Source organism: Planktothrix sp. FACHB-1355 (genome assembly GCF_014748295.1).
In the GTDB taxonomy this organism is placed as follows: Bacteria; Cyanobacteriota; Cyanobacteriia; order Cyanobacteriales; family Aerosakkonemataceae; genus Aerosakkonema; species Aerosakkonema funiforme_A.
The window spans coordinates 14,652-39,891 of record NZ_JACJUP010000004.1 but is presented as its reverse complement, the minus strand read 5'-3'; the positions used below and the strand labels follow the sequence as shown (position 1 = coordinate 39,891).

Annotated in this window: 28 protein-coding genes and 1 pseudogene; 7 read left to right on the top strand and 22 right to left on the bottom strand. The window is 41.8% G+C overall.

Going from position 1 to position 25,240, the window contains the following annotated elements; all coding sequences use genetic code 11:
- Positions 1-195: pseudogene (locus H6S82_RS00955) on the bottom strand (hypothetical protein); the annotation flags it as partial.
- A 214-nt stretch (positions 196-409) separates the two neighbouring features.
- Positions 410-859, bottom strand: coding sequence for a hypothetical protein (locus tag H6S82_RS00950; RefSeq protein ID WP_190473990.1), 450 nt, complete (start codon positions 857-859; stop codon positions 410-412).
- A gap of 165 nt (positions 860-1,024) precedes the next feature.
- Here H6S82_RS00950 and H6S82_RS00945 point away from each other — a divergent pair, with 165 nt between their 5' ends.
- From H6S82_RS00945 to H6S82_RS00935, 3 genes are all read left to right on the top strand, one after another.
- On the top strand, positions 1,025-1,231 hold the full coding sequence (locus H6S82_RS00945) for a hypothetical protein (protein ID WP_190473992.1): 207 nt from the start codon (positions 1,025-1,027) through the stop codon (positions 1,229-1,231).
- A 133-nt stretch (positions 1,232-1,364) separates the two neighbouring features.
- On the top strand, positions 1,365-1,703 hold the full coding sequence (locus H6S82_RS00940) for a DUF5674 family protein (protein ID WP_190473993.1): 339 nt from the start codon (positions 1,365-1,367) through the stop codon (positions 1,701-1,703).
- Positions 1,703-2,086: a hypothetical protein gene (locus H6S82_RS00935; protein ID WP_190473996.1), complete on the top strand. Its 384-nt coding sequence runs from the start codon at positions 1,703-1,705 to the stop codon at positions 2,084-2,086. Before H6S82_RS00940 ends, H6S82_RS00935 begins: the two co-directional genes overlap by 1 nt.
- 131 nt (positions 2,087-2,217) lie before the next feature.
- Here the strand turns inward: H6S82_RS00935 and H6S82_RS00930 are convergent, their stop codons facing one another.
- From H6S82_RS00930 to H6S82_RS00835, 20 genes are all read right to left on the bottom strand, one after another.
- On the bottom strand, positions 2,218-2,553 hold the full coding sequence (locus H6S82_RS00930; protein ID WP_190473997.1) for a XisI protein: 336 nt from the start codon (positions 2,551-2,553) through the stop codon (positions 2,218-2,220).
- Entirely contained in the window at positions 2,541-2,957 is a 417-nt protein-coding gene (locus H6S82_RS00925) for a XisH family protein (RefSeq protein WP_190473999.1), read from the bottom strand. Before H6S82_RS00925 ends, H6S82_RS00930 begins: the two co-directional genes overlap by 13 nt.
- A 215-nt stretch (positions 2,958-3,172) precedes the next feature.
- Positions 3,173-5,245 carry a DNA polymerase gene (locus tag H6S82_RS00920; RefSeq protein ID WP_191055946.1) on the bottom strand — a complete coding sequence of 691 codons (2,073 nt, stop codon included), beginning with the start codon at positions 5,243-5,245 and terminating at the stop codon, positions 3,173-3,175.
- 489 nt (positions 5,246-5,734) lie between these two features.
- Positions 5,735-7,138 (bottom strand): DNA polymerase III subunit gamma/tau, encoded by a 1,404-nt coding sequence (gene dnaX / locus H6S82_RS00915; RefSeq protein WP_190462425.1) that lies wholly within the window; start codon positions 7,136-7,138, stop codon positions 5,735-5,737.
- 66 nt (positions 7,139-7,204) lie between these two features.
- Complete coding sequence (locus tag H6S82_RS00910; RefSeq protein WP_190462424.1) at positions 7,205-7,483, bottom strand: hypothetical protein; 279 nt, start codon at positions 7,481-7,483, stop codon at positions 7,205-7,207.
- Between the two features lie 463 nt (positions 7,484-7,946).
- Positions 7,947-9,341: a DNA polymerase III subunit beta gene (dnaN, locus tag H6S82_RS00905; protein WP_190462422.1), complete on the bottom strand. Its 1,395-nt coding sequence runs from the start codon at positions 9,339-9,341 to the stop codon at positions 7,947-7,949.
- Positions 9,342-9,484: 143 nt separating this feature from the next.
- Complete coding sequence (locus H6S82_RS00900) at positions 9,485-10,375, bottom strand: DUF5895 domain-containing protein (RefSeq protein ID WP_199315127.1); 891 nt, start codon at positions 10,373-10,375, stop codon at positions 9,485-9,487.
- A gap of 110 nt (positions 10,376-10,485) precedes the next feature.
- Positions 10,486-10,800 carry a hypothetical protein gene (locus H6S82_RS00895; RefSeq protein ID WP_190462420.1) on the bottom strand — a complete coding sequence of 105 codons (315 nt, stop codon included), beginning with the start codon at positions 10,798-10,800 and terminating at the stop codon, positions 10,486-10,488.
- Between the two features lie 353 nt (positions 10,801-11,153).
- On the bottom strand, positions 11,154-11,369 hold the full coding sequence (locus tag H6S82_RS00890) for a hypothetical protein (protein ID WP_190462418.1): 216 nt from the start codon (positions 11,367-11,369) through the stop codon (positions 11,154-11,156).
- A gap of 25 nt (positions 11,370-11,394) precedes the next feature.
- Positions 11,395-12,309, bottom strand: a complete 915-nt coding sequence (locus tag H6S82_RS00885; RefSeq protein ID WP_190462408.1) for a hypothetical protein — start codon at positions 12,307-12,309, stop codon at positions 11,395-11,397.
- A 68-nt stretch (positions 12,310-12,377) separates the two neighbouring features.
- Entirely contained in the window at positions 12,378-12,953 is a 576-nt protein-coding gene (locus H6S82_RS00880) for a siphovirus Gp157 family protein (RefSeq protein ID WP_190462406.1), read from the bottom strand.
- Between the two features lie 131 nt (positions 12,954-13,084).
- Positions 13,085-13,405 (bottom strand): hypothetical protein, encoded by a 321-nt coding sequence (locus H6S82_RS00875; RefSeq protein ID WP_190462404.1) that lies wholly within the window; start codon positions 13,403-13,405, stop codon positions 13,085-13,087.
- Positions 13,406-13,532: 127 nt separating this feature from the next.
- Complete coding sequence (locus tag H6S82_RS00870; RefSeq protein ID WP_190462401.1) at positions 13,533-13,829, bottom strand: hypothetical protein; 297 nt, start codon at positions 13,827-13,829, stop codon at positions 13,533-13,535.
- 12 nt (positions 13,830-13,841) lie between these two features.
- Entirely contained in the window at positions 13,842-14,669 is an 828-nt protein-coding gene (locus tag H6S82_RS00865; protein WP_190462400.1) for a hypothetical protein, read from the bottom strand.
- Between the two features lie 96 nt (positions 14,670-14,765).
- Complete coding sequence (locus tag H6S82_RS00860; RefSeq protein ID WP_190462398.1) at positions 14,766-15,104, bottom strand: hypothetical protein; 339 nt, start codon at positions 15,102-15,104, stop codon at positions 14,766-14,768.
- A 110-nt stretch (positions 15,105-15,214) separates the two neighbouring features.
- Entirely contained in the window at positions 15,215-15,763 is a 549-nt protein-coding gene (locus H6S82_RS00855; RefSeq protein ID WP_190462396.1) for a hypothetical protein, read from the bottom strand.
- Between the two features lie 97 nt (positions 15,764-15,860).
- On the bottom strand, positions 15,861-17,495 hold the full coding sequence (locus H6S82_RS00850; protein WP_190462394.1) for an AAA family ATPase: 1,635 nt from the start codon (positions 17,493-17,495) through the stop codon (positions 15,861-15,863).
- Positions 17,496-17,564: 69 nt separating this feature from the next.
- Positions 17,565-17,762, bottom strand: a complete 198-nt coding sequence (locus H6S82_RS00845; protein ID WP_190462392.1) for a DUF2997 domain-containing protein — start codon at positions 17,760-17,762, stop codon at positions 17,565-17,567.
- Positions 17,763-17,771: 9 nt separating this feature from the next.
- Positions 17,772-18,227: a DUF1257 domain-containing protein gene (locus tag H6S82_RS00840; protein ID WP_190462389.1), complete on the bottom strand. Its 456-nt coding sequence runs from the start codon at positions 18,225-18,227 to the stop codon at positions 17,772-17,774.
- A 246-nt stretch (positions 18,228-18,473) separates the two neighbouring features.
- The gene (locus H6S82_RS00835) at positions 18,474-20,702 is read right to left on the bottom strand and encodes an NACHT domain-containing NTPase (RefSeq protein ID WP_190462387.1); all 2,229 of its coding nucleotides are present in this window, start codon (positions 20,700-20,702) and stop codon (positions 18,474-18,476) included.
- A gap of 87 nt (positions 20,703-20,789) precedes the next feature.
- Here H6S82_RS00835 and H6S82_RS00830 point away from each other — a divergent pair, with 87 nt between their 5' ends.
- Genes H6S82_RS00830 through H6S82_RS00815 form a run of 4 tightly spaced genes read left to right on the top strand, consistent with a single transcriptional unit; the run spans position 20,790 to position 24,929 of the window.
- Positions 20,790-20,957 (top strand): hypothetical protein, encoded by a 168-nt coding sequence (locus tag H6S82_RS00830; protein WP_191055945.1) that lies wholly within the window; start codon positions 20,790-20,792, stop codon positions 20,955-20,957.
- On the top strand, positions 20,941-21,447 hold the full coding sequence (locus H6S82_RS00825; protein WP_190462385.1) for a hypothetical protein: 507 nt from the start codon (positions 20,941-20,943) through the stop codon (positions 21,445-21,447). Before H6S82_RS00830 ends, H6S82_RS00825 begins: the two co-directional genes overlap by 17 nt.
- Positions 21,437-22,720, top strand: a complete 1,284-nt coding sequence (locus tag H6S82_RS00820; RefSeq protein ID WP_191055944.1) for a hypothetical protein — start codon at positions 21,437-21,439, stop codon at positions 22,718-22,720. The genes H6S82_RS00825 and H6S82_RS00820 overlap by 11 nt, the downstream gene beginning before the upstream one ends.
- Before the next feature lie 4 nt (positions 22,721-22,724).
- Positions 22,725-24,929 carry a tetratricopeptide repeat protein gene (locus H6S82_RS00815; protein ID WP_190462380.1) on the top strand — a complete coding sequence of 735 codons (2,205 nt, stop codon included), beginning with the start codon at positions 22,725-22,727 and terminating at the stop codon, positions 24,927-24,929.
- Positions 24,930-25,240: the final 311 nt, after the last annotated feature.

Here is a 25,240-nt window from a genome sequence, read left to right as displayed (position 1 = left end):
TTGGAAAATTTGCTCCAATCTGTCTAGATGAACGGCTTCTATCAGCCATTTAGGTAACGTTTCCATCCAAAGAGATTGATGCACAATTACTGGCCCAGCTAACCAGCGAACGTGATGGATAGAAAATTGAGCTATTTCTAACATGGTAGCAATCACTTCTTTGTTAGCTCCATTTTCCAGTAGCAGATTCGTCATCTTTTTAAAAGAATCTGAAACTGGTTGGATTTGGGGAGACAATTCAAATAGGGAGGGATGTGAATTTGACATTATTTATGCCTGATGTTGCTAATATTTGGCGCGTCAGCGCTAACATACAATAAAATTTAGAAAAGCAAATAGTTCTCTAACTTCAATGCTGGCAAGAATTTGATAAAAAAAGACCCGGAATAACCGGGTCTAAGCTTGACAATTAAGCCACTAACTGAATTTGTCGAAGTAGTGAGGAACTTGGACTCTTTTTATGAGGTGTAGTTAGCCCATACTTGATTAGTAAATTGTGGTGAATCTGCAAGAGCCATTGAGTTTTTGGTAGGGCAGTTCCTGTGCCAACAAAACCTTTGAAATAGATGAAATCTCCGCTTCTACCAGGTTTGGGGGCGATGCGTGCTGACCAAAGGTTTCTTCCTATGCAAAGTTCCACATAGCGAATGTCTGCATCTAGCTTATAAGCTAAGGCAATGCTATGAGCAGAAGTGGGTAGTTCGGTACAATTCAATCGGAAGGCATGAACGCCAGCAAATGTATCGTAGATAGCCCAAAGTTCTTCAGGATTTTCGTGGCAAAGTTGTTTGAGATTTTGGTAAACTTCACCTCGATGTGGCGTATCCCAGTCAAGCATGATAAAATTGTTAAATCTCATGGATTTAATGCCAGCTACAGTAGCAACGCCAAATCTATATTTCTTCAAAGAGTCAATCTGCCTCTCGTCAAGAGAGAATCTTTTAGAGTACATTAGCAGCCAGAGAATTCATCATTCCCAATGGCAGCGTCAGCGCACTTTTATTGTTTTTGTGATGGAGAACCTATGAAACCAGAAGTTATAGATGTCACAGGCTTAAGCCTACAACAAATTTCTATGCTGCAAGAAATCGTAGAAGCATTTCGGGCTGTTCAAAGGCAACAAAATGTTAATCAAACAGTTAGTAATTTTGGTGATGAAGAGGAACAATTAAAGCAACTGCATAAAGAATTTGATTGGTGGGTAGCAGATGTAGGAGTAAAAAAATCTTAAAGCGGAATATTTATCGCAGTCAAGTATGATAAAATTATTAAATATATGGATTTAATGCTTGCTACAGTAGTGATGACAAATCTATATTGCTTCAAAGAATTTTACTACCCTACTTCTTACACAGCTTTAAACTATGCTACTGATTATCCGCGACTCTGCTACCCCAGAACAAATCAATCAGATGGCAGAGACTTATTTTGGACTGAGGGTTAAACTAGCAGTAGATGTAGTACGAGAGATTATTGCTGGGGGAGGAGAACTTCATGCAGACTGCGAACAAGCTTTATTAGAAGATGGCAGCCAACAGGTGAATATTTGGGGTGCTGACTGGTATCCAGAAACTAAAGAGGTTGGGTTTGAATCCTTAATTAATATCCGTCCTCGGCAGCAAAATCGGTCAATGGAAATTCAAAATGCCGATTTGAAACAGAGAATAGAAACGATTGTACGTCATTTATTGGAGGTCAGTTAATGGAACGCCAAAAATTATACGAGAGATTCATAAACTTAGACTGGCAACAACAATTAGGCAATTTAGCCTCAACCCTTGCGACAATTTCCAGTCGAGCAATTGTTGAAAAACATGATTTATTAACTAATCATCTCTTGCGGGAAGCGGCATTAATGATTGAGTGGTGCGCTACCAATGTTCCCAAAGAGTTTTTATTAGAATTAGCGGGAATCCAAAGAGAATTATTGGCTTGGCAAAAAGTTTTTCCGATTGAACAAGCAAGAAATATTTTATCATTATACACCCGTAATCAATCAGATCGTTTGTTACAAATGGCAGGATTAATAGAGTCAATAGAGTCGCTCGACTCTATTGAAGAATTAGCAAATATAGCAACCATTTAACGAAGGGTTCAGAATAAGGGGTCTAACTTCTTACTAAAGTCACTGCTTGAATTAGCCAAAGTAGTGAGAAACTAGGGTTCTTTTTAGGAGTCATTTGTCATTTTCAGAAGACGTAACTTAATTGTAAGGTTTTAAGCAACACCATAGTTCGTGTAAGGACGCTTGTAGGGAGGATGTAACCCCAAAACAATATCTTCTTTGGGAATACCCATAGACAATAGTTCTTCACCAACATCGATATCAGTGGTATTTTGCTGAAGCCAAATTTTGCCGTCTTTGATATCGAAATGTAAGACAGTGTAATAGATTCGCTTTAAGCCTTTCCAGCCGACACGCATGAGTTGGTAGCGATCCCGCACTGGGTCAAAAAATAGTTGGCTTTCTATATCTTCGTCACGGGATTTATATTGGCTATGCTTTGAGAGGATAGTTTGGATGCAGGAACGATAAAACTCTAGTTTATCCATTGCAAGATCTCCTCATTTATTGGTTCGTAAACAATTAGTTTGAGTTGATATCTTTGTTTGACCGTTTGAGCAAATTGGCTTTGAAAAAAAGTATCATAAGTTTCTAGTGGTATGGCCAAATAAAGTTGACGATCGGGTTCTTTTGCTTCCAGCATAACGCGGTAGTTAAGAAATTGCCCTAAAGCTGTATGAAAATCGCTAATTGCTGAAGTCCCAATAAAGCTTTTAATCTCAACAGCAATTTTTTCTTCACCCCGTTTTGCTGCAAGCAACCGTTCAGCCGCTAGATCGATTTTGACCTTGACTTCTTCCCATTCTAATTCTAAAGGATCGTCGGTGATAATCCATTGCTCTTTCTCCAGACCCCGTTTTACAGCTTCATGGAATAGGTCTTTTGCAGACATAAGAGTGCTCAAGCCGATCTTGTAAACTGTGGTCCGAAACCTAACCAACCAACTAACTATTGTCTCATATCACAGTGGATTGGGGGAAGATAACGTTTTGACGCACTCTCCCCCTGCCCCCTCTCTGTGCAAGAGAACCTCCTGCGGTCTTTATGATAAGTCTTTAGCCGGACACGATATGAGAGGTCGGGTTGATCGCTTTTACCACTCCCCAATCATTTCTGCGCCCAAGAATCACAAATCAAACTTTCAGGCGTTTCCCCCTCATCCACCGGGATAGAGTGAATAAATTGCCTCATCGCCCAACGCATCGAACTTTGGATAACAGCAGCCACCTCAACAGCATAATCAGAGAGTGCGATCGCATCCACCTCATCATGGGCCATATTCCCAATATGCGCCCCATACTCAGGATGACAATCAAAGCGATCGATAATCTCACCCAAAGCCATCTTAATGATATCAGCCTCCGCCATCGTCCAGAAAGCCGCCGTCGCATCCGGCCCTCTGACAGAAACAGACGCACCTTTCCCAAACTCTTGCGGATACAAAGGAAGAAACACCCCACGTCCCGTCAAACAACGCACATAACCCAATCCAAACTTAGTACGCCCCTTAATCCCCTCAATCCCCAACACCAACGGCAAAGTGCAACTAGCCTCTTTAATAATTTTCTGACAAAAAGCAGCAACACCAGCATAAGTTCTCTTCCAACCAGACTGACTCGACTGCGCCTCCTTATCAGTTAAACTAATCCCACTACCCGTCCTAATCGTTTTCTGAAGCGTCTTAAAACCCTGCAAATTCATCGACCCATAATGCACGTTCTTACTAACAGCCCGCAACATCGCCGCCATCTGATGATTAGGATGAGATTTATCCTTAACCCAGAGGCGAATATTATCCTCAGTCCAATCATAACCGAGACCTTGAATAAATGCGATCGCCGCAGCAATCGAACAAAAGATTTCTTGAGTATCCGAATTCAACCGCTTAGTTAACTGTGCATCACCAGAAGCCTCACAAGCAATCCTAGTATGTGCTTTCGAGAGGTCAGAAACAATCAAGCTAGTACCCGGATGCGCCACGAAAACCGTTCTAATCGCAGGCAAATTATAAGCCTGTAACTCGCTAGGGAAATTACTAGGATTAGGAGGATTTTGCAAATTAGGATGTTGGCTACTACTGCGTCCAAAAGCAGCCCGATTAATTTGCGTATAACGAGAACGCACATATCCATCCCGCAAAGATTCCTTGAGATTAGCCAAATAATCCAGATAAGTCTTAGTAGTCTTAATCACCGAAATCAACCTAAGTTCTGGAATATCCCAATACTTACTCAAAGAATCAGCATTCACCTGACTTAACTTCAACTTAAATTTACCATTAATCAACTTCGGTAATTCCTTACTTGAATAGAGATAAGAAACCGCTTCAGGAAAAGTAGAACCCAACTTATTCAGCAAATCCTGATAAGCCTTTTCATACTGCACGGTAACACTATTCAAAACCGCCTCATTCACAGGCATTCCATAATAAGCCATCTGTGCAAAAGCAGGTGAAGCATTGCATTCAGCCAGATAGGAATTCCACACACCTATTTTCTTCAATAAAGGCTCAAGTCTGTCATGTACTTGCAGAACTACTTCAGCATCTAAACCTGCATAATTCAACTGGTTATTACTCAGTTCCCCACCCCCCTTATCTCCCCAACCCCATTCAGATTTTTGTTCCGTTTTATCTATATCAATGCCAAGACGCAGACAAACATAAGCCAAAGAATGCGGTTTATTGTTAACTTTATCCAGCCAAGGATCTAAACCAGCCCAATATACCTGACTCATCAACTTAGTATCGCGGATACAGCGAATTTTAAAGCCATACTTCGCCAACATCCACTGTTGTTCAAAATCCAAAGAATGACCCACAACTTCCACCGTTGGATTAGCTAATCTTTCTGCCAAAGTTTCCCAGAATCCCAACGACTGAAGTTGTCGTTCGATTTCTGCTCTTTGCTCATTATAGAAACCATTATCAATTAATAACACCCGCACCCTATTATCTATAGGAACGGCTATAGAAATCAGGCGAATTTCTCCAGTATTGGGGTCAAGAGCGCTGTCTGGTTCCCCTGAATTGCCAAAAGTTTCTAAATCAAACCCAAATCTTTTAGCTTGTTTCCACCCTTGGAGAAGTTGAGGAAATTGGGGGTTATCGAGCAGAACAATGTTGGATTGAAGTTCTTCTTCTTGTTGCAGAAATAAACTATATTGGAAATATTGTGGCATGAAAACACCTATTTGAAATTTGCGATCGCTAAATCTACCAATCCCATACTATTATATTAGCTAATTTCTCAAGTATTGGGATTGCTATTGTACAATAGTATGGTAAAACTAACCTTGTCCTTATTTATGGAAACTAGCAAAATTTGCCTAGAAGAAAGCCAGAGAATATGACAGCTTGAGAGCCATAGACAGGCTCCCAGTATAATATACTTGATTTAGTGGGGAATGTTGTAATACTATGTCCGGTACGCATTGGTAATCTAAGAGCAATATCAGGTTTTTGATGAGAATAGAACGGATTATTTTACCGCAGATGAAACACAGATAAACGCAGATAAACGCAGATGTAAGCTCTCACCTCTCTGGAGGAGACATAGATATTTCTCTTCTTATCTATTCCTTATCTATGTAACAGATAAAATGAGATTACATAACTAATACCACGGGACACGAGCTAATTATTTTCCCCAGCTAAAATCAAGAAACTATTTAGCTAGACACAGAAACTTTAATCGGTCTAGAAGTAACAGAACTAAATGCTGATTCCAACGCAGCAATTTGGCTATCCACCCTTGGTTTCAAAGCAGCACTTTTGACAAATACAGTAGCAGTGTCCTCTGAGAAACTAGCCAATGAGCCATGTTGAGAAAGCAACACTTTAAGCGCCGGAGGAACTTTAGCTAGCACAGTTTGCCAGATGTTACTATTAGGAACCCCAGCAGACGTTGGTGAAGCTATTTGTGATGTTCCAATTGTGGATATTACTTGCGATGTAGCATTGACCTGGGGATTGCCCACACTGTGCATAGCACCAGGTAGTAATCCCAAAATAGCAACTTCTAACCATAGCCAAGCTTGGGTAGAAGATTTGATTTGGGCTTCACAATTTCTCAGATGCTGTTGAGAAGCTAAAATGGTACTGCGACCCAACGAGATAGCTAATTGTTTGCATTCTTTCGATGCTCCTTCTAATAACAATGAATCGCTCTGACTATCAGTAGTAGTGAGAGCAATCAGCATTTTGGTGTAGAATTCAATTAAATTCTGAAGAACCACCAATGGTTCTTTACCAGAATTGAGGATGGTGCGAATTATATTGATAGTATCCCATTCTTCATCAGATGCGATCGCTCTTACCAATTCCACTAATTCTTGCTCTGGTACAGCACCCACCAACTCCCATACTGACTGGGCTGTGATTGGCTGTTCTAGTAAACTAAGCTGTTCCAACAACGAAAGCGCATCCCGTAACCCTCCTGTAGCTAATTGTGCCACTAAACCCATAGCAACTTCATCAATTACTACACCCTCAACTTCAGCAACGGTTTTCAAATGTGCGACCAAAGCATCCAAACTAATGCGTTGAAAGTTGTAGCGTTGGCAGCGAGAAATGATAGTATTTGGTAACTTTTGAGGTTCCGTAGTACACAGGATGAACACCACATTGGGAGGGGGTTCCTCAAGGGTTTTCAAAAGAGCCTGAGTCGCTGCACCACTCAATCCATGAGCTTCGTCGATCGTATATACTTTATAGCGACCCTGCACTGGAGTCAAGTGCGCCCCCATGCAGATTTCTCGAATCTGGTCAACCCCATTATTACTGGCTGCATCGAGTTCTAACACATCGATAGCAGCACTATGAGCAATGTCTCGACAAGAGGAACAGCGACCGCAAGGAGACGCTGTAGGGCTATCCGTTTCCAAACAATTGAGGGATTTGGCTAAAATGCGGGCAGATGAGGTCTTACCAGTCCCTCTTGACCCAGTAAACAGATAGGCACTCGCAATGCGCCCAGAATTGATAGCATTGGTAAGGGCAGTTGCGATCGCATTTTGACCCACTAAATCAGCTAAAATCTGCGGGCGGTACTTTTGGTGAAATGGTTGATACATAACAATTCAAAATTTAAAATGCAAAATTGAGGATTTAGGGTATGTTTGGCAGATTTTGTACCCTAATTAAGGCTCGTTGAAATGAGACGGTAAATCTTTCAAATACTTAGATTTGAGCTTTCCATCTTTCCAATACCTTAAATAAGGATAAGGGCCATATTCTTTGCCCTGCTTCTTATTGGGTATCGTCTTCCACTCAATCCTGCCCCGTCTCTCCCCTGGTATCGGCTGATTTGACCGCTCAGTTGCTTCCAGCAATCCACCGATGATGGCGTGCAACTTCTCCAAATCCGGGCGAGGTAGTTGCAAAGCGGCATCCAGCAGTCTTTCTAAGTCACTGTCCATAGCCTTTTAGGGTACAAAAGCCGTCGAAACTTACCCTAAATTTAGGGTATAAATTCAGGTTTATATACCCTAAAAACAGCCCAATGGGAGCAATAATACCTAGCACCCTTATATAAGAGTCGGTTCTAGCTCATGGCCCAAAATTTTTTAGGGTATGTTTCAGCGACAACATACCCTAAATTTAGGGTATAAAAACCGATTTTTGTACCCTAAAAAACTCCAGCGAGCCAGCCAAAACCTCCTATATGCTATATAAAGCAATGGTTCTGGCTCATAGCGTATAGCCTTTTAGGGTATAAAATCGAGTTTTTATACCCTAAAAACTCCTGGTAGCCAGCGAAAGCCTTCTATCTACTATATATAGAAATGGTTCTAGCCCATCGGCCATAGTTTTTTAGGGTATATTTTTCAGAAAAGATACCCTAAAAAGTTCAGAAAACATACCCTAGCAGTCACCTGTGCTTTACATTGGCAGTGCAGCCAGTTCTAAGTCAGCTTCTTTTGCTTCTTCTGTTGTTGATTCTATTTCCATAATTGGTGCTGACAATGGCTCATCTGACAATGCTTCATCTTCAATTACTTCTGATTCTTTAATTTCTCCTGGTGAAGTTTCAGAAGACAACTTCCGTCGTGCTGAACGCTCAGGTTTTGGAGATTCGCCACCAAGTTCAACAGGCATCACTAAAACTGTAGCAGAAGACAGAGTACTATCCGGTAAATTGATAGTAGCAGGATAATTGGGTTCATTAAATGAAAAACGCAACTCAGAAGAAGGGATAGCTTTAATAGCAGGGATAAGAACATCAGCATCAAACCCAATTTGTAAATCCTCACCTTTAATTAAAGCAGGTAAAGATTCAGCACCAGAGCCAATATCTTTTCCTTCCACATACAGAGAAACCACTTGTTCAGTTGAATTAAGAACGAAGCGAATAACTTTGTGCTTGTCAAAAGTAGCAAGACGAGTCACTGCTGCCAATATTTGTTGAGAACTGACAGAAACTTCTCGACTCCACAAAGATGGTATTAATTGGTGATAATCAGGATAACTGCCAGCCAAGGCGCGACAAACCAAAGTAAAGTTAGCCCCACTAAACATAATTTGGCTATCATTGAAGTGCAGTTCAACTGGAAAATCATCCTTGCTTTCTGTAGGATTACCCAAAAGCTTCTGCAACTCTTTCAAAGCACTTTTGGGAACAGTGATAGCTAAACTACTTGACTCAGGAATTGGAGATTTCCTTTTGCCTTTAGTTTTCTTTTCAGGCGGAGGCTCTGGTTTTTCACCATTAGTATGGATAGAATCTTTAACGACAGCCAGAGATTTGCTATTAGTAGCAGCGAATTCCACGCGCTCTCCTGACAATGTTAGCCTAACACCAGTAAGAACTAACCGAGTTTCATCCGACGCTGTGGCAAACAAAGTAGTTTTCAATCCACGCGCTAAGACACTGGCAGTCAATGTAGCAGAATTACCTGTAGATGGCTCTATGGTCGGTAATTGAGGAAATTCGGATGCCGCCATACCTCGAAAATTGTAGCGTTTGCCAGAACAGGTTAATGTAGCTTCCTGTTTATCTGGTCGAATAGTAAACGACAGTTCTTCCTCTTTTGGTAAAGTGGAAATAATATTGGACAGATGTTTAGCTGAAAGTGTAAAAGCACCTTCAAACTCAACAGATGCTTCCAAATGTGCAGTGATACCCAAACTGAGGTCGAAAGCGCCAATTTCTAATTTTTCGTTAGATGCTTTGAGGAGAACATTAGCAAGAATGGGATGATTTGGTTTACTGGGTATTGCACCCATGACTGTATCGAGTGCTGCATTGAATTGCTTGGCAGTACAAGAGAATTTCATGGTAGTGAGTTGAATTTAGTGTAGGAAATGAAAGGCTTTATCCACTCCAAAAACTCAGAATGGATAAAGGAAATGTGGGCTGAAACCAGGGGTGATATCGTGTCTGGCTAAGCCAAAATCGATAAAGAACCAAGCTAAGCTACCTATCGACTTCCCTGAGTTTGCGGTTGAGCAGGTGGCAGTTGAGGCATTGAGCTAGTGTTACCCGGAAGACCTGGTACAATCAGAGGCTGAGCAGGTTGCAAAGCTTCCCAGACCTCCTGTTTGCGCTCCTGATTGAGTCCCACAAAATAATGCTTCCAAGTTTCCAAACTAGGAACCTCGTGGCTAGCTACTTTACAGGCAGGGCTTTTCTGCGTTGTCCCCGCTAGTTCCCGTACTGTAGTGAAACAAAATACACACAAGCACTTGAAAAGATTATTCTTACCCCTGGCAGCGATGCGGTTACTGATAGCATGGCAAGCCGTCATTTCATCGATAAAAGCCTGCCAGTGGGTAGCGAAGGTAGCTTGGTTAGCACCGCTAGCTCGGTAGGATAATGGAACTTGATGTAATGGTTGATTCTTGTCATCAAGCAAGATCACCTCAAAGTATTGAGTATTACCGATATTCTCCTCATCCTTGTATTCTGGTGAATAACGCCCCACAACTACCAATTGCTTTGAATCTTTGCTAGCCTTGCGATCGTAAGCTAAAGTAGGAGTTCTAGGACACACCAGCATTCGGGGGGAAGGTGTGAGAAACCCTTGTTCCTCAACCCCAGTAATCTCGAACGTATAGGTAGTAAGTAACTTCTCATCAAAATTGAACCACCCAGCTTTCGCCATTTGGTCAGTGGGAACGAAGTAGCCGCACAGTTTGGGAGTCGTACCCCGCAATGCCTGGATACGCGGTAATTTGGCATTAGGGTCGAGGTAAATGGGGTCAGCAAACTCATCCCGTTCTAATTCGATTTCTGGAGTTTCCAGTGCTGTTGGAGTAGCGCTATGTGTTTCAGGAACAGGTTGGTTTAATTGAGATGCTTTGTCTTTCACTGATTTATGGATAAATTGTTAATCCCGAAGTGGCGCGTCAGCGCTTTGATCCGAATGATGAGCAGAGAAATTCCCTGATTTTATGGCTAATCAAGGAAAAATCTCGGCTACTAGAATGGAATCTCTTCGTCTGAGTCACCAGCCACAATTGATGTAGGTTTCTCAGGGTTGTTGGGAATGAAAACAGGTAAATTTAGGGAGTTCAACTGGGTGATGATGTCTTGTTTTTTCGACTCAACGAGAAGCTGTTGCAGTCGAGTCAGATGAGCGATAATTTCTGTTAATTGTTTCAGAGAGCCTTGGGTAAATTGGATTTCCAGGTATTCCTGATTATCAAATATAACCAAGCTTTTGAAACCTGGATTATCAAAAGAATTTACCAGGCTGTTCGGGGAAACATCACAGATGAGTTGTTGGCGAATCATAATTAATCAATAATGCAAATCGATGTCGGTATCACCGATATGAGAGTAGTCCCACTGTTCATACCATTCTTTTTCTCTATCCTCCCTTTCTTCTGCGGCGTTTGAGGTGTGACCACATTCTCTGGAGTGCGGCGTAGAGGTTATCGTTTTTGACAAAAATAAGGGAGTTGAAGTGGATAGAGAAGCTGATGTTTTTTGTGACATAATGACAAACTTTTGATAGCAGTACGTCGCCATGAATGGCGCGTCAGCGCGTTCAACAATTCAAAAGCAAAATCCTCTCATTCAAAATTACACGAACCCACAAACCCAAATAGAAGTAAGTCCATGAGGTTGGTTTTTTAATTTGGGAGTTATGAATTTTGAATTGAAAAACAGTTCATTTTATTAACCAAAGAAGTTGCATTGGTCATTTTCCACCCTTGTCGAACACAGTTTTCTTTAGCTTGCTCAAGTTCCGTTAGAGTTTTGAGCAGCTTGTAGCGCCTAAAACCGCCGTAAACAGGAAATACATAAGTTTGCCATCCCTGTGGCATTTCTACATAGCTCACTTGTTTAAAGATTCGCATGGTTACAACTAGGATAGTTAATGAATCATTTGGTTATAAAGGCTTGCTGATGGATTTTAATCAATTCCCCCAGATTATGAATCGCTCTTCCTAAGTTAGCCGCTCGACTTCCCATCGCTCTAGTTTCTATACCTGAATTTCTTAAGGTTTCACAGATGCGACAATAACATAAAGGGATTGCCAAATTACTTAATAAATTTTGGGGAACTCTGTGCTTGATTAACTTATTCTCTCTCGCTTCGTAGAAGAACCCTAAGAAACTTTCCCGTAGCCAAGAACCTCCGTCGAAAGAATTGATACCTATTTGAGCGAAAGCTCTCAAGTAATCAGGAGAACATAAACCAAACACATGGATATGACAACTAAGAGGTAAGGCTTCTCGGATAGCTCGAATGATTGTAATATTCCTATTTTTTTGGCTAGCATTAATGGCTAAACCTCCAATAGCGAACGCATGATATCCTAGTTCATACAGCCTAACCGCGTTCCTAGCTCTCTCCTCAATACTTACGCCATGAATTGTTGCCAAAGGTCGGCAGAACGATAAATGCGTTTTGGCTAAAACGATGAATTCCTTTGCACATTTTAAGTTAAATTGACGGCGAAACTCTAAGTTAGTACCAGGTAACAGAATGTGGTCAGGACAGGTTATAAAATCCCCAGCTTTAGCTTTGAGCTTTAGATATTGATTGATGCAGAATAAAGGAGTTACCAAGGAATTTCCAAGTTGAGGAAAATTGAGGCGGCTATAACGAATCGCGCTACAATCCCAAAAAATTGGTATGGGTGACGGTGGAAACAAAGCTGGCTTATTGGATAGAGAAATTAACCAGCCATTTGGTTGATTTTGCTTCTCAATAAATTCCCAAATTCCTTGTCTCTTTCCCCCAATAGATAGAGTATCTGACTTTCCTAGTACCGCATAAAATTTAGGTGGCATTTGTATAAAAACTGTCCAGGCTTACAAGCAGCCTGGACAACCAGAGTTAAGAGCCAAATTGATGAAGCCTAAGTAAGGCGAAGATGCTTTCCTCTTGGTATGAGTTTAGCAATCAAACGACCGTTACTATCATAGATTTCCCCTGTATCAGAAGCGACTGTATCTTCTCTAAGTTGCTCAGTATCCAGCGTGGGAACAAGTTTCACGTATCTATGTGGAAATTCTTCAGGCTTTAATTCTGGGTTAATCCATACTTGAGGTTTTCCACCATTATTACAAAGAGATACTTTGCTCAGTTTTCCCTCTAGCTTGCGTCCGCGTTCACCTAACTGTTCTAAACGGCGTTCCATGAATCCCAAAAGCTTATCTGTCAGCCATGTAATCGCTGTCGAATCTTGTTTGGCTAAAGAAGCAATGCGTTGCGATTCTGATTGTCGGAAATCCCGATTAGCTTTGAGACAATTGATGCGAGCAACATAGCTATCAATTTTTTGTTCTAGAACAGGTTCCAATTCCTCAAAAATTGCTGAAGCTATGGCTCTTTCTTCTGGGTTATCTGACTCTAGATATTGTGTTAGCAGTTCAAGCTGTTGTTCTAGGTCATCTAAGGTTTCTTTGACGGGTTTAATTGGCGTAGTTGTCATCCGATTTTGGATTTTAGATTTTGGATGAGAGGATTGGCTCTGCCTTGAAAGGGTGGAAGCTCTAATTCGGAAAATTTTTTTGATGATTCCCATTGAAATGGGAGGCTTTCCCCCCTTTTTTTCGGCCATAATTATCGGCTGTTTCCCTTGCGATTGTTAGAGCTAGCAAGCGCAGGTTCTTCAAACTGAGTTGGAGTTAGGGTAATTGAGGAGTTAGAATTCAACTCCGCCTCAATAATATCAGCACCGGATTCTTTGGCAAGCATAGTTAACAAAGTTCCTACTTGTGCATCAGTGAGATTGGGAGTATTTCGCCGAATTTCTAGGGATTTCATCAATTTCCAGACAGCCAAAGCTTCTTTGGGAGTAGCTTCTTGAATTGCTAATCGAATCGAGCGAATTAGTTTTTCAGTTGCACGACGCAGTTTGGTTTCGTTATCGATAGAACTCATGGTACAAATGTATTCTCATTGACCTTTATATGGCGCGTCAGCGCTCTCTAAAGAATAAATTGAGTAAAAAAAGGCTAGATCAAATACAGCCTTTTTAATTCGGAAAATGGCTATCTTAACAGGCAAATTATGGTTGTTGTTGATTGAATTGCGACAAAATTAGTTCAGTCGGACATTGCCAAACTTTGCATTCCCAAGCACACTGGGAGAGTCGTTGGCTTTCTCTAACTATCGCCGCTGATACTTGCGAGCGATGTTGTGCCATAAATTGTGCAGCTTCCTCTTTAGTATTGAAGCCGAAGTACGATGTTTTCCTATTTCCTTTTGAATCGGTGATGGTGGCGATAGATTTGGAGAGGACATTTAAATGCCATCCATCTCCTAGATGAACCTTTTGGCAGTTGATTTGAGTAATGGAAGTCATGGTTTGTGCAATCTAAAGCTCCACTTCGGGAACGGAGTCTATGTATTCTTTGAGCGATAATTTCCCTGAAAGAAATTGGTTCAGAGGGTCTTCTCCTGTGGCGCTGGCTTCTGGAACAGGCTTTGGAACTGCGATTTCTTTGGGACACAATTGCGGCTGCGTGCAATCGCCAAGTGTTAATGTAGATAAAGGATTCTGGTCATGCTGGTTATTTCCGTTGTTCCCACTTGCTACAGATACTTCTGATAACACGACTGAAAGCTTGGACAGAGTTTGAGCCAGTTGGGTTTTGAAAGCTAACAAAGCTTGAGAAGAGTAGTGGATAGAAATTTTGATGGGATGCGTTGGGTAGTTAAGAAGCCAGTAGGTAAGTCGAATTTGTTCGGGGTAATAGGTATCAGTTTGTGCCATAAGGAACAAATCCAACTGAGTTCTCCAATACCAATCTTCTTGTGTCAAATTAAACTGGGTATCTGTTGTCCAGTTAACAACTTCGAGTTGCTCGTATCCATAGATAAGCAGGTCGAAATTAGAGACGAGAATTACGTTGTCATAGAAATACTCACTCCGATGCGAATGAGTCTTCCAGGTATTCGTTTCTTGGCTCCATATTTCGGGAGCTAACAATTGCAACTGGGAGAACCATTGCTTTAATTGAGGATGGTTATCGAGCAGCGAATCAATGGTTATATCCATTAATGATTGCTGCATAATTAAATGGAATTGTTCGCCCAAGCATCTGGCTTGGGCCGATACTGGGTTAATGATTTCACGGGAATAGAGGCATCCTGAAGTTTCCAGGTGGAATAAATCTTCTGCATTGAGGCGCAGATAGTTCATAACAATTTAAAAATCTTTAATCTTTCAGGGGACTTTCATGGAATACCCAAGATAAATCTTGGGGCTAAGCTGTTTTAAGACGGCGGAGGGCAAGGTCTAAAAATTGAATATTGTGGCAGGAACAGAGCCGCTTTGAATGGTTTTGGGAATGTAGGCTAAGACAGTAATTTTCACTTGCTTGTTGTGGAACTTTTCTAGCAGTTTTAACAGTGTTCGATAATTAACATTCTGCGAAAAGTCCAGAAATAAGATAGTTGGCAAATTGCCATCGAATAACTGTTGCAGCCATAGTTCGCCAGTTCGTTTCAAAAGAAATTGTGGGTAGGCTCCATCCCAAACAGGACATTTAAGTAAGTTGGAAAGTGCTTGAGCAGTTAACCGTTTTCTGGGCAGAGTTTTTGAGTTAAAGTATTCGGGAGAATTAGTGAGATACATTTGTTTTTTTGGGAGACGCTGTGAACCATTTTTAGTGGCGCGTCAGCGCAATTAATTCTTATAAAAAACTGCCATACCTCGCTTCTGTAGTATGGCAGTAGTAAACTTGATTAATACCAATTAAGAAAATTGCTTCGGCTGTCGGAAAACTTGACCTCAACTTGAGGAGAGTTAAGGGTTTTTAGTTGTTGCAGATCGCTCTCCGGTTCAGGAAAATCAAGTGAGATATTTGGGTCAATCAAAGGTAATCCTGAGTGGCCATGAAGAATTTCTAAGGGATTTACCCTGTCGGGTAAAGGTAATGCTTCAAAAGCATAAGCATACCAATGGTTTCCACTTCTCGATCGCTGGGGAACTAAACTAATGCGAGTGAGATAATTGAGTAAATCCTTTTGTTGAGTTTTGTAATTGAGAAAGGGTCGTAAAGCCTCAGATTGCCCACTGTTGAGCAAAGCAAAACTCCAAGAAAGTTCGCGATCCAAAAAGCACAGATTAATCCAATTCTGAGCAGGCTGATTGGGAAATGGTTGTCCGTAGACTGGGGGAGTAGCATGGAGAATAACAGCATCCAAATAGTCGGGAATCTCTATCAAACTGCTGTAACTCTCTTGGTAAATTTTGCCAGTGGCTCGGTTAAATCGGTAACGACGATTTTTCATGTTTTTCATCCTATAAAAGCTCCCAAGCTTTTGTGGAAAGCTGGGAGCTTTTTTGATGAGATTGTGGTATGTTGATAGAAGCGTGGAAAATTGGCGTTTATTGCCAGGAAATTTCCCTTTGAATATTACCATTGCGATCGAGGTTTAAGACTTGACCCAGCTGCTCAATCGGCGCTGCTAGTTCCGCCCCACCCGATGTAGCCCATTGGCGCAGGGCTTCGAGTTCTTCCGTATCATTGCGAAACTGGGCGGGCTTGCGGTTGAGGAGGGCTACCAAGCTCAAGCAATTTACCACTCTGGGAAAACCATTAGCAAATGCCTCAGTCGCAGCTTCTTTGACAATGTTACGAATTTCAGCCCCAGTATAACTAACAGAGTTTTCTGCTAATAGCTGAATAGATTCACTTTCTGCTTCAATCAGATAATGTTCCAACTGCACTTTCCAAATTTCTGCTCTAGTTTGGCAGTCGGGCAAGTCCACATAAAACACTTTGAATCTTCGCAACATCTCCTTAGAAAATCCCCAAGGACGATTCGCTGTCGCGGCGACTATGACATCCGCCTTATTCTCTTCTAACCAAGTTAACAATGTTCCTACCATACGAGCGGTAGTACCCCCATCGGTATCAGAGGAACGTTGAGTTAGCTGCTTATCCATTTCATCAATCCAAAGCAGACAAGGTGCAAGTGCTTCTGCTTGTTGCAAAATGTTTCTCAGGTTAGCTTCACTACTTCCGAGTTCTTTGGACATCAGTTTCCCCATATCCAGAGTGAGACAGGGAATGCCCCAACTAGCTGCTAAAGCTTTCACAGACAGAGATTTGCCTGTACCTGAAACGCCCACGCAGAGAATATTTGAGGGCTTTTCCAGATTATGGGCAGCGCGGGCGGTGCTGTCTAACAGCGGTAATTGTAGGGTAGCCCAAGTGGTAATTGCTGGAAGTCCCTGAACTGGTACGTCGGGTGGTGGTGCAAAGCTGACACCTTTAGCTGCCAAGTGCTGCTTTTTAATTTCAAGCATTTGGTCAATTGCTTGAGGATTGATGCCCCGGTGAGAGATGGCAGCTACTTGCAAAATATCCTCGATCCCTTCTGGGGTCATTCCTTGCAAAGCACGAGTGAGATGTCCAAGCTGTCGATCGCACAAGGTCATCTCAAAGGTAATATTTTTCTGTCTGGCATTAGCACCAAGGCTGGCAAGTTTGTGTTGCTTAATTTGTTCTACTTCCGATTCATTAGGCAGTGGATTAGACATTTCCCAAACTAAATCTTTAAAGTAGTTAGGAATGTTTAACCCTTGGTGGATCAGAATCAAGCGATGCGGAGAACGCTTGAGGTCAAAGAACAAATCTTGAGCCAACCTAATCCAATCTCTCCTCGAATCGGGTTTAGCAATGAATTCTAGGAAATCCTTCGCGATAATCAGAGTTGGATTGGCGTCTTCATTGATGAGGCTTTCCAGGTGCTTGATGAAGGTCACGATAGGATGAGCTTCAACTTTGACTCCATTGGTAGTAGATTTATCGATTCTAGTGATGATATTTCTCTCGGTTACTGGAGTCAATGTCAGAAATTGATGTCCGCAGTCCCATTGGAGAATGGTTTTGTAGCGTTGGTGTAAATCTACTACAATTTTATCGACTAGGGCGGGTTCAGAAGCGGCTGGAGTATCGACCGTAACGGTAGCGATTCCAGCCCTCAGCCAAATACAAAGTTGGTCGGTATCAAACATATTTGAAAGCCCGTAAGAAAATAGGGATTGGTAAATAGCCCAATCCCGTAGCAGCAAAGAAATTCTGATTTAGAGATGGATTTCAGTGGTTGTATCTACAGAAACGGATGACTCAAAATATTCCTCTTTTAGCTGAGTTTGAGAAATACCAAGTTGATTGAGAGGTGCTGTTATTTCTGTGCAAGAATCGCCAGTTACGTTGAGGACTTCCACTTCTAATGGTTGTCCTTTGCGTTGAGTAATCTTGATTTTGGTTGGTTCTGACATTAGTTTTATCTAAGCGTAAAGGTCAACTTTTTTGGTGAGAGTGGTGGTCATAGTTCCATCTGATGCGGTGATGGTTTCTTGTGACCAAAGATGTGCGGGATAGTGGATGTTGATGAAAGCGGCGTTATGTGCTACTTGCACTTGTTCTAGAAAATCTTCCACATTTTCAAAATGATTGCCTAGAAGATTTCTGTTAAAATCCCAAGGATCGATCGCTGCTTCGTAGCAGTTTTGAGCAGGATTCCAGCGAAAGCCAATGTCAATTAAGCCTTGTAGCTGTGTGCGTCGGATAATAATGTTGGCTTCTTGTCGATCGGCGGTATCGTACCCATTAATCAGAGGTACTGGATTTTCGTGACTTTCAATCTCTGGAGTAATTCCTATTTTCTCCAAAAGAGCTTTGAGTCCTTCTTGAAGCGCTTGTCGATTGGACAGGGTAGTTTTTATCGTGGAAAAGTGGCTCATTTTAGGTAACAATAAATCGGGAAATCTACTGTTAATATCGGCGCGTCAGCGCTCATAAACTGCATTCTATGCGGTGAATAAAAAATTTTCAAATAAATTTGGATTATAAAAATACATAATATTTTAAATTAATGCCAACAGTAAATTGCTAGCGGGCTATAGTATATATTAGGGCTAAACTAAATGTAGTAAACATTTTTATTTTCGATATTAGATAGGAAGATTGCTTGATGAATGCTCATTGCTTTAGTTCCCTATCTCAGCAGTTGGAAACAACAAATTTTCCTCAATTTCTTGTCTTACCTCATCACTTAGTACAAAACTACTATTGAGACAATCCACCAGCAATTTGTTAGCATCGTAATACTCCTGAACCCTATCTTTATGCTTGTTGCTGAACTGCCAATCATGACCAATATAGCGATATTTAATTATTACATTTCTTAATTGTTCAATCCAGGCTTTACCATTAATTTGCCACCATTGTTTGTATATTTCCTGGTCACCTTTTTGGTCAGGTAGCTGGTTTTTTAGTTGTTGCAGTACTTCCCCTAGCTCTGGATTAAGGTTAAGCATATACTTGCGGGCAGTATCAAGATCTACATTTGACATATCAGACTGGTCGTGGGTGCGGGAATTTTTAAGAGCAACTTCAAGAGCGTAGGCAAGATCGAGGTCGGCAGCCAAATCAGGATAAGGAGCAGGGTCAAAATATATAGGGTGTGAAGGATCGAGATCGAGGTGCAAATCGACGTTGAAGCCAAGGGAAAAGCAAAAAAATCTAATAGCCGCTGGCTTGCAAGGAACATTTATGGAACTATATTTTTGTTGTAGCCACTCTGTAAACTGTTGCAAGACCTTATCTGAAGCTAAAATTTTTTGAATTTCGCGTTTCATTGCTAACAACAAGGCATCAGCACTCGGCATCATCCCTGATGCCAGCAAAAAGACTTGACGCCAACGCTTTTGATTGACATAAGTAGCTAAATTTATCCAATTTTGTTGACCAGAACTATTAACAAAATCCTTGGCTGTAAAATATTCTTGAAAGGTCAGATGCGAGAATGAATAAATTTCCCTGGCTCGTTCTACCAATAGTCCATGCTGCACTTCTATCGATCTTAACACTGCTTCGCTATCTTGTTGGGATATATCCTCTTGATTAGCGTTTAACGTGCGAAGATAGCCATTAATATATTCCTCGATTTCAGTCTGCTCAAAAAAGTAACGGTTCTGGGTGAAAGTAGTAAATGCAACATGAGTTAATAGCCTTTCTCTATCCTTGACAGATAGGTTGCCATACAGTTCTTCCCGTTGAACACCTTTGGAAGAATCCCATTCCTTTAGCAAAGTGTTCAGCCCTTGCTGATATAGTTTTGCTCGGTTTGAGGGAAAGTTACCTATATCCTGAAACACCAGGCACGTGAGATTGAGCAAAATCGGCGTGACGGCTAAATCACGAATGCGCTTATTTTCAGGCTGCTGGAGCTTTTCAATAAACTGCTTAGCTCTGGCTTTCCCAGCTTCTGTGTCATTCCTGGCAAATGCCATAAACCACTTGTGGGCAAATATTTCAATCTGCTTTTGGTTAAAGTCCGCTACTATAACTTCAGTGAACCCCAAATTCCCAAAGCTGTAGTCGAGGGCATTAGTACGACAAGTGACAATTAGGGTGTTTTTATGATATGTCCGACAAAATTCTCGAATTCGAGTTAGGACAGATTTACTGTCTGCTTTGGGTACTTCATCCAAACCATCTAAGAGTACCAGAACTCTACCCTCTTGGAGCAGTATTTCTGCTGCCTTCGGATGTTCGACGTTTTCTGCACAAAATAGCTGCTCAATGTAGTTTAGCAGACTTAACTCAGGCTGCTCTGCGAGCCGCTCGGCAAACTCAATGAGACGAATAAATACAGGAACTCGGTCAGGTAGCAGTTCCCCCTGATTGGATTGAATTGCTACATATAACAGATAGGTTGTCTTACCCGATCCAGGTGCCCCCAAGCACATTAGCTTGTAGCCCTGTTTAACAATATCTAGTCCAGGCACTCGTTCATAGCGCACCTTACCTAAATAAAAGCGATCGAAGTCATCAGCGGTGGGGTCGAACTCCCGCACTCGCTCAGAAATATCGGCAAAGCGCTGATGGGGGAGTTCTTCGAGGATGTAAACATCGGTGTAGAGGTTGTCGATGGGGATTTGCTTATTTAGCAAGCGCATATTGCCACACTCAGACTGGATTCTGTAGTAGTAGCTCTGACGCACCTGTTGCACCAGTTCATCAATCGGAAGGTTAAGCTGTGGCGGCTCCACTAATGGAGGCATACTGCCCAGATTTACAATCTGGGTTCCGATGTGGGTAATGTTCTGTTGTGAAATGTTTCCAGTAGTCAGGTTATTACCTACGGAGATATTCTTCAGCAGTTCCTGCTGAATCTCTGAATTTGGGCTTTCTCCAGGCTGAGTATCTGCCACCTCGTTTCTTCTGGGATTGACTGAAATCCTTGTGCTAAAGATAATCTAAATCTAGTGCATCCAGGCAAAAATTTCCCCTCAGCGCTGATGGCCGGAGAGCAGGGGGCAGGGGGAGAAAGAATGAAACTGGTGGGCTATTTCTACCATGCTGGGCCAGCAATTGCCAAGTTCGGTCATATCGGCTACAACAGAGTTTACAGCCTCAATTTCGGTCATTTGGCTTTAGCAACCCCAAAATATGAGCGATCGCCCTAACCCCCAGCCAGTTCAGCAGAGCATTTTTAAGAATGTTACTGCTAATGACATAAAGGTTGAAAATCTTACCCAAGTTATTCAAATAGAGCAGCCTACTCAGAAAACGCAAAAAGACAGTTTTTTAGGTCTTCTGAAATGGATTTCTGAAAAATACAGTTCTTTGGAAAGAATGCGCCCCCATCATGCCCAAGAAGTTTTAGATATTATAAGAAAAGTACGTCAGTCTAATGGGGAGCCGTTTGATTTTACTGAGCTTGAAATAAAAAGTCTGGATTTAGCGCTTAACTATTGCCATTATGTTTCTAAAGGAGCCAAAGCACGTTCGCCAGGGCTAGAAAAGCTAAAAAAAGATGATTACTATTGCTATTTACGGGAGTTGATAGCTTCCAAGGAGAAAATTAGAGTTGGTTCAGTTAAGTTAAGCTCTCTTGTTGGCGATATTAAAATGTCTAAATTTGTAGAGAAGTTGGAAGAAAACGATGGATTGTAACGAGGGTCTCCGTACACATATTATTCAAGAATACTTTGATTTACTAGAACAGCAAAATTCTGGAACGGCAGTAAGTTTTACTTCTGAACTTACACGCCAAAAAGAAGAATTATTTTTAATGGAAGAATATCTTTCTTCGGCTATCCACGACCGAGATAAGAGAAAAGAAAGGCTAACATCTCCCCCACCACCATTTTCCTTTGACAAATTTTGTAGATATTTACCGTTAGTTATAGATGCGGACTTCAAACAACTATTCTCATTTTTTAGATACTTAAATAGGCAACAACCACCCCATCAACAAAAATTCGTAATTATTGTTTTCCTGAGTGTAATATTGCCTATTTTACTTTTCTCCAAGATGGGGAGACTTCTCATAGGATTTTTGGCAATTTATTACTCAATCATTACCTTCCATCGTGGCCGCAATAATTATGAATATGATTGCCAACAAAAACTTGAGAAAGAATTTCAAGAAGCTGAGGAACAAGTTAGTACTATCGAGCAAGAAAAAAAACGATTAATTGCGGAAGCTGAAGAGTCAAACAAGAGAGAAATCGATTTCAAGCTGTCACAGATCAAACGTTTAGAATCTCAGATAAAAGAATGGTTACAAGAAGATAAAGAACGATTAATTAAAATAGGTTTACAGAAATTAAAAATTGCTCGTAATGCAGAAGAAGCAGAAGGAGATCAGAGGCTAGAGTCTCTATTAGATAAAGATGAGATTATATTTTTAGTTGGAGTAACAGATTCTGAAGTAGATAAAAGTTTTATATTGCAAGACGATGAAGTTGCTAAGTCTTTAGATAACTCGCTCCAAGCGCTTTTAATTCGACAAGAAGATTTTTATGAACAAAAAGGCTTGGATGGTAAGTATAAATATGGTGTTTATGAATTTGTAAGTATTTTCTTAACTGAAAATTTTCTGGCTTACTATAAATGTTACTGGAACTTTGTAAGGGGAGCAGCTGTAGATGAAGAGACTTGTGAATATCTATACGATTCTATAGTTTCTGTTAAAACCAAGGAAAGATCGTCTCTAAATCAAAAAGATCCTAATCAACGAAGGAATTACAAACAGATATTATCTATTACTACTATGGATGGAAAAACTATATCTTTTCAGATAGGACATGGTAGTAAAGAAAAAATTGCTCCAAACAAGCCTATGAAAAACTATACTTCTAAAATCGATGAAGAAGTAGGCGGCATCCGCTATTGGTTAAGAAAGAGACGAGTAGACGTTCAAACTACTATAGGGGAGGACTAAATTGATGAGCGATCGCCAAAGCCCCGAACAAGTTTTGCAGAGCATTCTCAAGGATATTCAAGTTGGCGGCAACTTAACAACAGGGGACATTACCCAGATTTTGAATTTGCTGGTTATTGTCAAACAGCCCGACTCTTTCAAGCCAACTGAGATACCCCACAATCTTCCTCGCAGTGGTACAGTCAAGTTTGTGGGACGTGCAGAGGTGCTTGAAAACCTACACGAAATGGTGCAGCAGAATAACCAAGTGGTGATTGCTGCCATTGAAGGTATGGGGGGAGTCGGCAAAACGGAACTGGCAACCCAGTATGCTCTGCTTCATTTGCTGTTGCTCACCTATCCAGGCGGTATCTGTTGGCTACGGGCGAGGGATGAAGATGTTGGCATTCAGATAGTGCGGTTTGCTCAAGCCAAATTAGGGTTAAACCCCCCGGAAGATTGGGACTTACCGAGCCAAGTCGATTTCTGCTGGTCGCGCTGGCATGAAGGAAACGTGCTGGTGGTGCTAGATGATGTCAATGATTACCCAACGGTGGAGCCATACCTGCCGCCCCAACCCTCCCGGTTCAAGGTGCTGATCACGACACGGTTACAGTTGGATCTTCCCCAGTCATTCACACTTGATGTGTTAGATGAGTCAGCCGCGTTGGAACTTTTACAGGAATGGATTGGGGTACAGAAGATTAACCATGAGTTAGCAGATGTCAAAGAACTGTGTCAAAGGCTGGGCTATTTGCCACTAGCGCTGAATTTGGTAGGGCGCTATGTGAAGAAGCGGAAGATTTCTCTGGCAGAAATGCTGCGACGACTGGAAAAAAAAGGACTCAAGCACGAATCTTTGGAGCGGGACAAGAATGACCCCGCATGGACGCTGAATGTCAAGCGAGGAGTTGCTGCTGCTTTTGAATTGAGTTGGGAGGAGTTGAGTGAAGAAGCTCGGCAGTTAGGCTGTTTACTGAGTTTATTTGCTTTGGCTCCGATTCCTTGGGATTTGGTGGAAAGTGTAGAGACAGGGCAAGACGCTGAAGATTTGGAAGATGCCAGAGTTGAGTTGGAGAGTCTGCATCTACTTCAGGGTGAGGATACCTACCGTCTACATCAATTAATTCGGGAGTTTTTTCGGGAGAAGCTCGAACAGTCTGAGCGAGCAGATGAGCTGAAGCGAGAATTTGCAGGGGCAATGTCAGCAGAGGCAACGCAAGTCCCTCAGCAGAATGAATTAACTCGTGAGCAAATTGTTTCCCTCAGCCCTGTCATACCTCATCTAGCAGAAGTGGCTAACCATCTGACTGCCTATCTCAGCGATGAGGATTCAGCAAAGCCTTTTATCGGCTTAGGCTGGTTCTATGAAGGTCAAGGATTTTATGACAAAGCAGTGCTCTGGTTCGAGAAGTGCCTAGCTGTTACTCAAGCCCGTTTTGGATCTGAGCATCTTGCAGTAGCAGAAAGCTTTACTAATTTGGCATGGCTCTACACATCTCAAGGTCACTACAGTAAAGCAGAACCTCTGTTATTACAGGCTTTGGAACTCACAAAGAGCCTTTTAGGAGAGGAACACGCCCAAGTAACTACCAGCCTCAATAATCTGGCGTTGCTCTATAAATCACAAGGTCGTTATGGTGAAGCTGAATCCTTGTACATACAAGCCTTGAACCTGTACAAACGCCAACTTGGAGATGAGCATCATATGGCACAAAGCCTCAATAATTTGGCTGTGCTTTATCACTCTCAAGGTCGTCATAGCGAAGCTGAACCTCTTTATACACAAGCATTGGAGCTGTACAAGCTCCAGTTGGGCGAGGAGCATCGTGAAGTGGCACGATGCCTTAATAATCTAGCCAATATCTATAGTGAACAAGGTCGGTCTAGAGAAGCAGAGCCGTTGTTTATGCAAGCCTTGGAACTTAGGCAACGCCTTTTGGGAGAGGAGCATCCTGATGTGGCAAACAGTCTTTACAGTCTGGCAGTCATGTACTCATCTCAGGATCGCTACAGTGAGGCACAGCCTTTGTATGTGCAAACATTGGCGATTTGTGAACAGCGGTTCGGAGCGAATCATCCTCTTACAGTCAAGGTTCAGAAACGTTTTGCAAGATTCTTGAGGGATGCGATCGCAGAAGGATGCGCTGATTTAGAATCGTTGCCAGATAATCCAACAATTGAGGCAATTCTTGCTGAAGTTCAAGCAAGCCTTGAGCAATCTGAATAAAGTGGACATGATGCTGCTCCACAAGAGAGTTGCCTCCCCTTCAACTTCAAAACGCGATCGCTCTTATCTATCTATGCCTTGTCGCTTCTCTCAAAGTCTCTCCCACTAACTAAGTAGGTAGGCAGGAAAATTTATCGTTGAGATAAGGCAGAAGGCAGAGGGCAGAAGGCAGAAGGGAAGAGAGTTTTAGCTAGATTTACTTTTCGTTACATACTTCCGCTTATTTTCACCTTCCTACTTACTTCTGGGTTGAGAGCTTTCTCGAATGGGTAACTTGTAGACTCGTCATTTTGTTGAACGCTGTTCCAGAA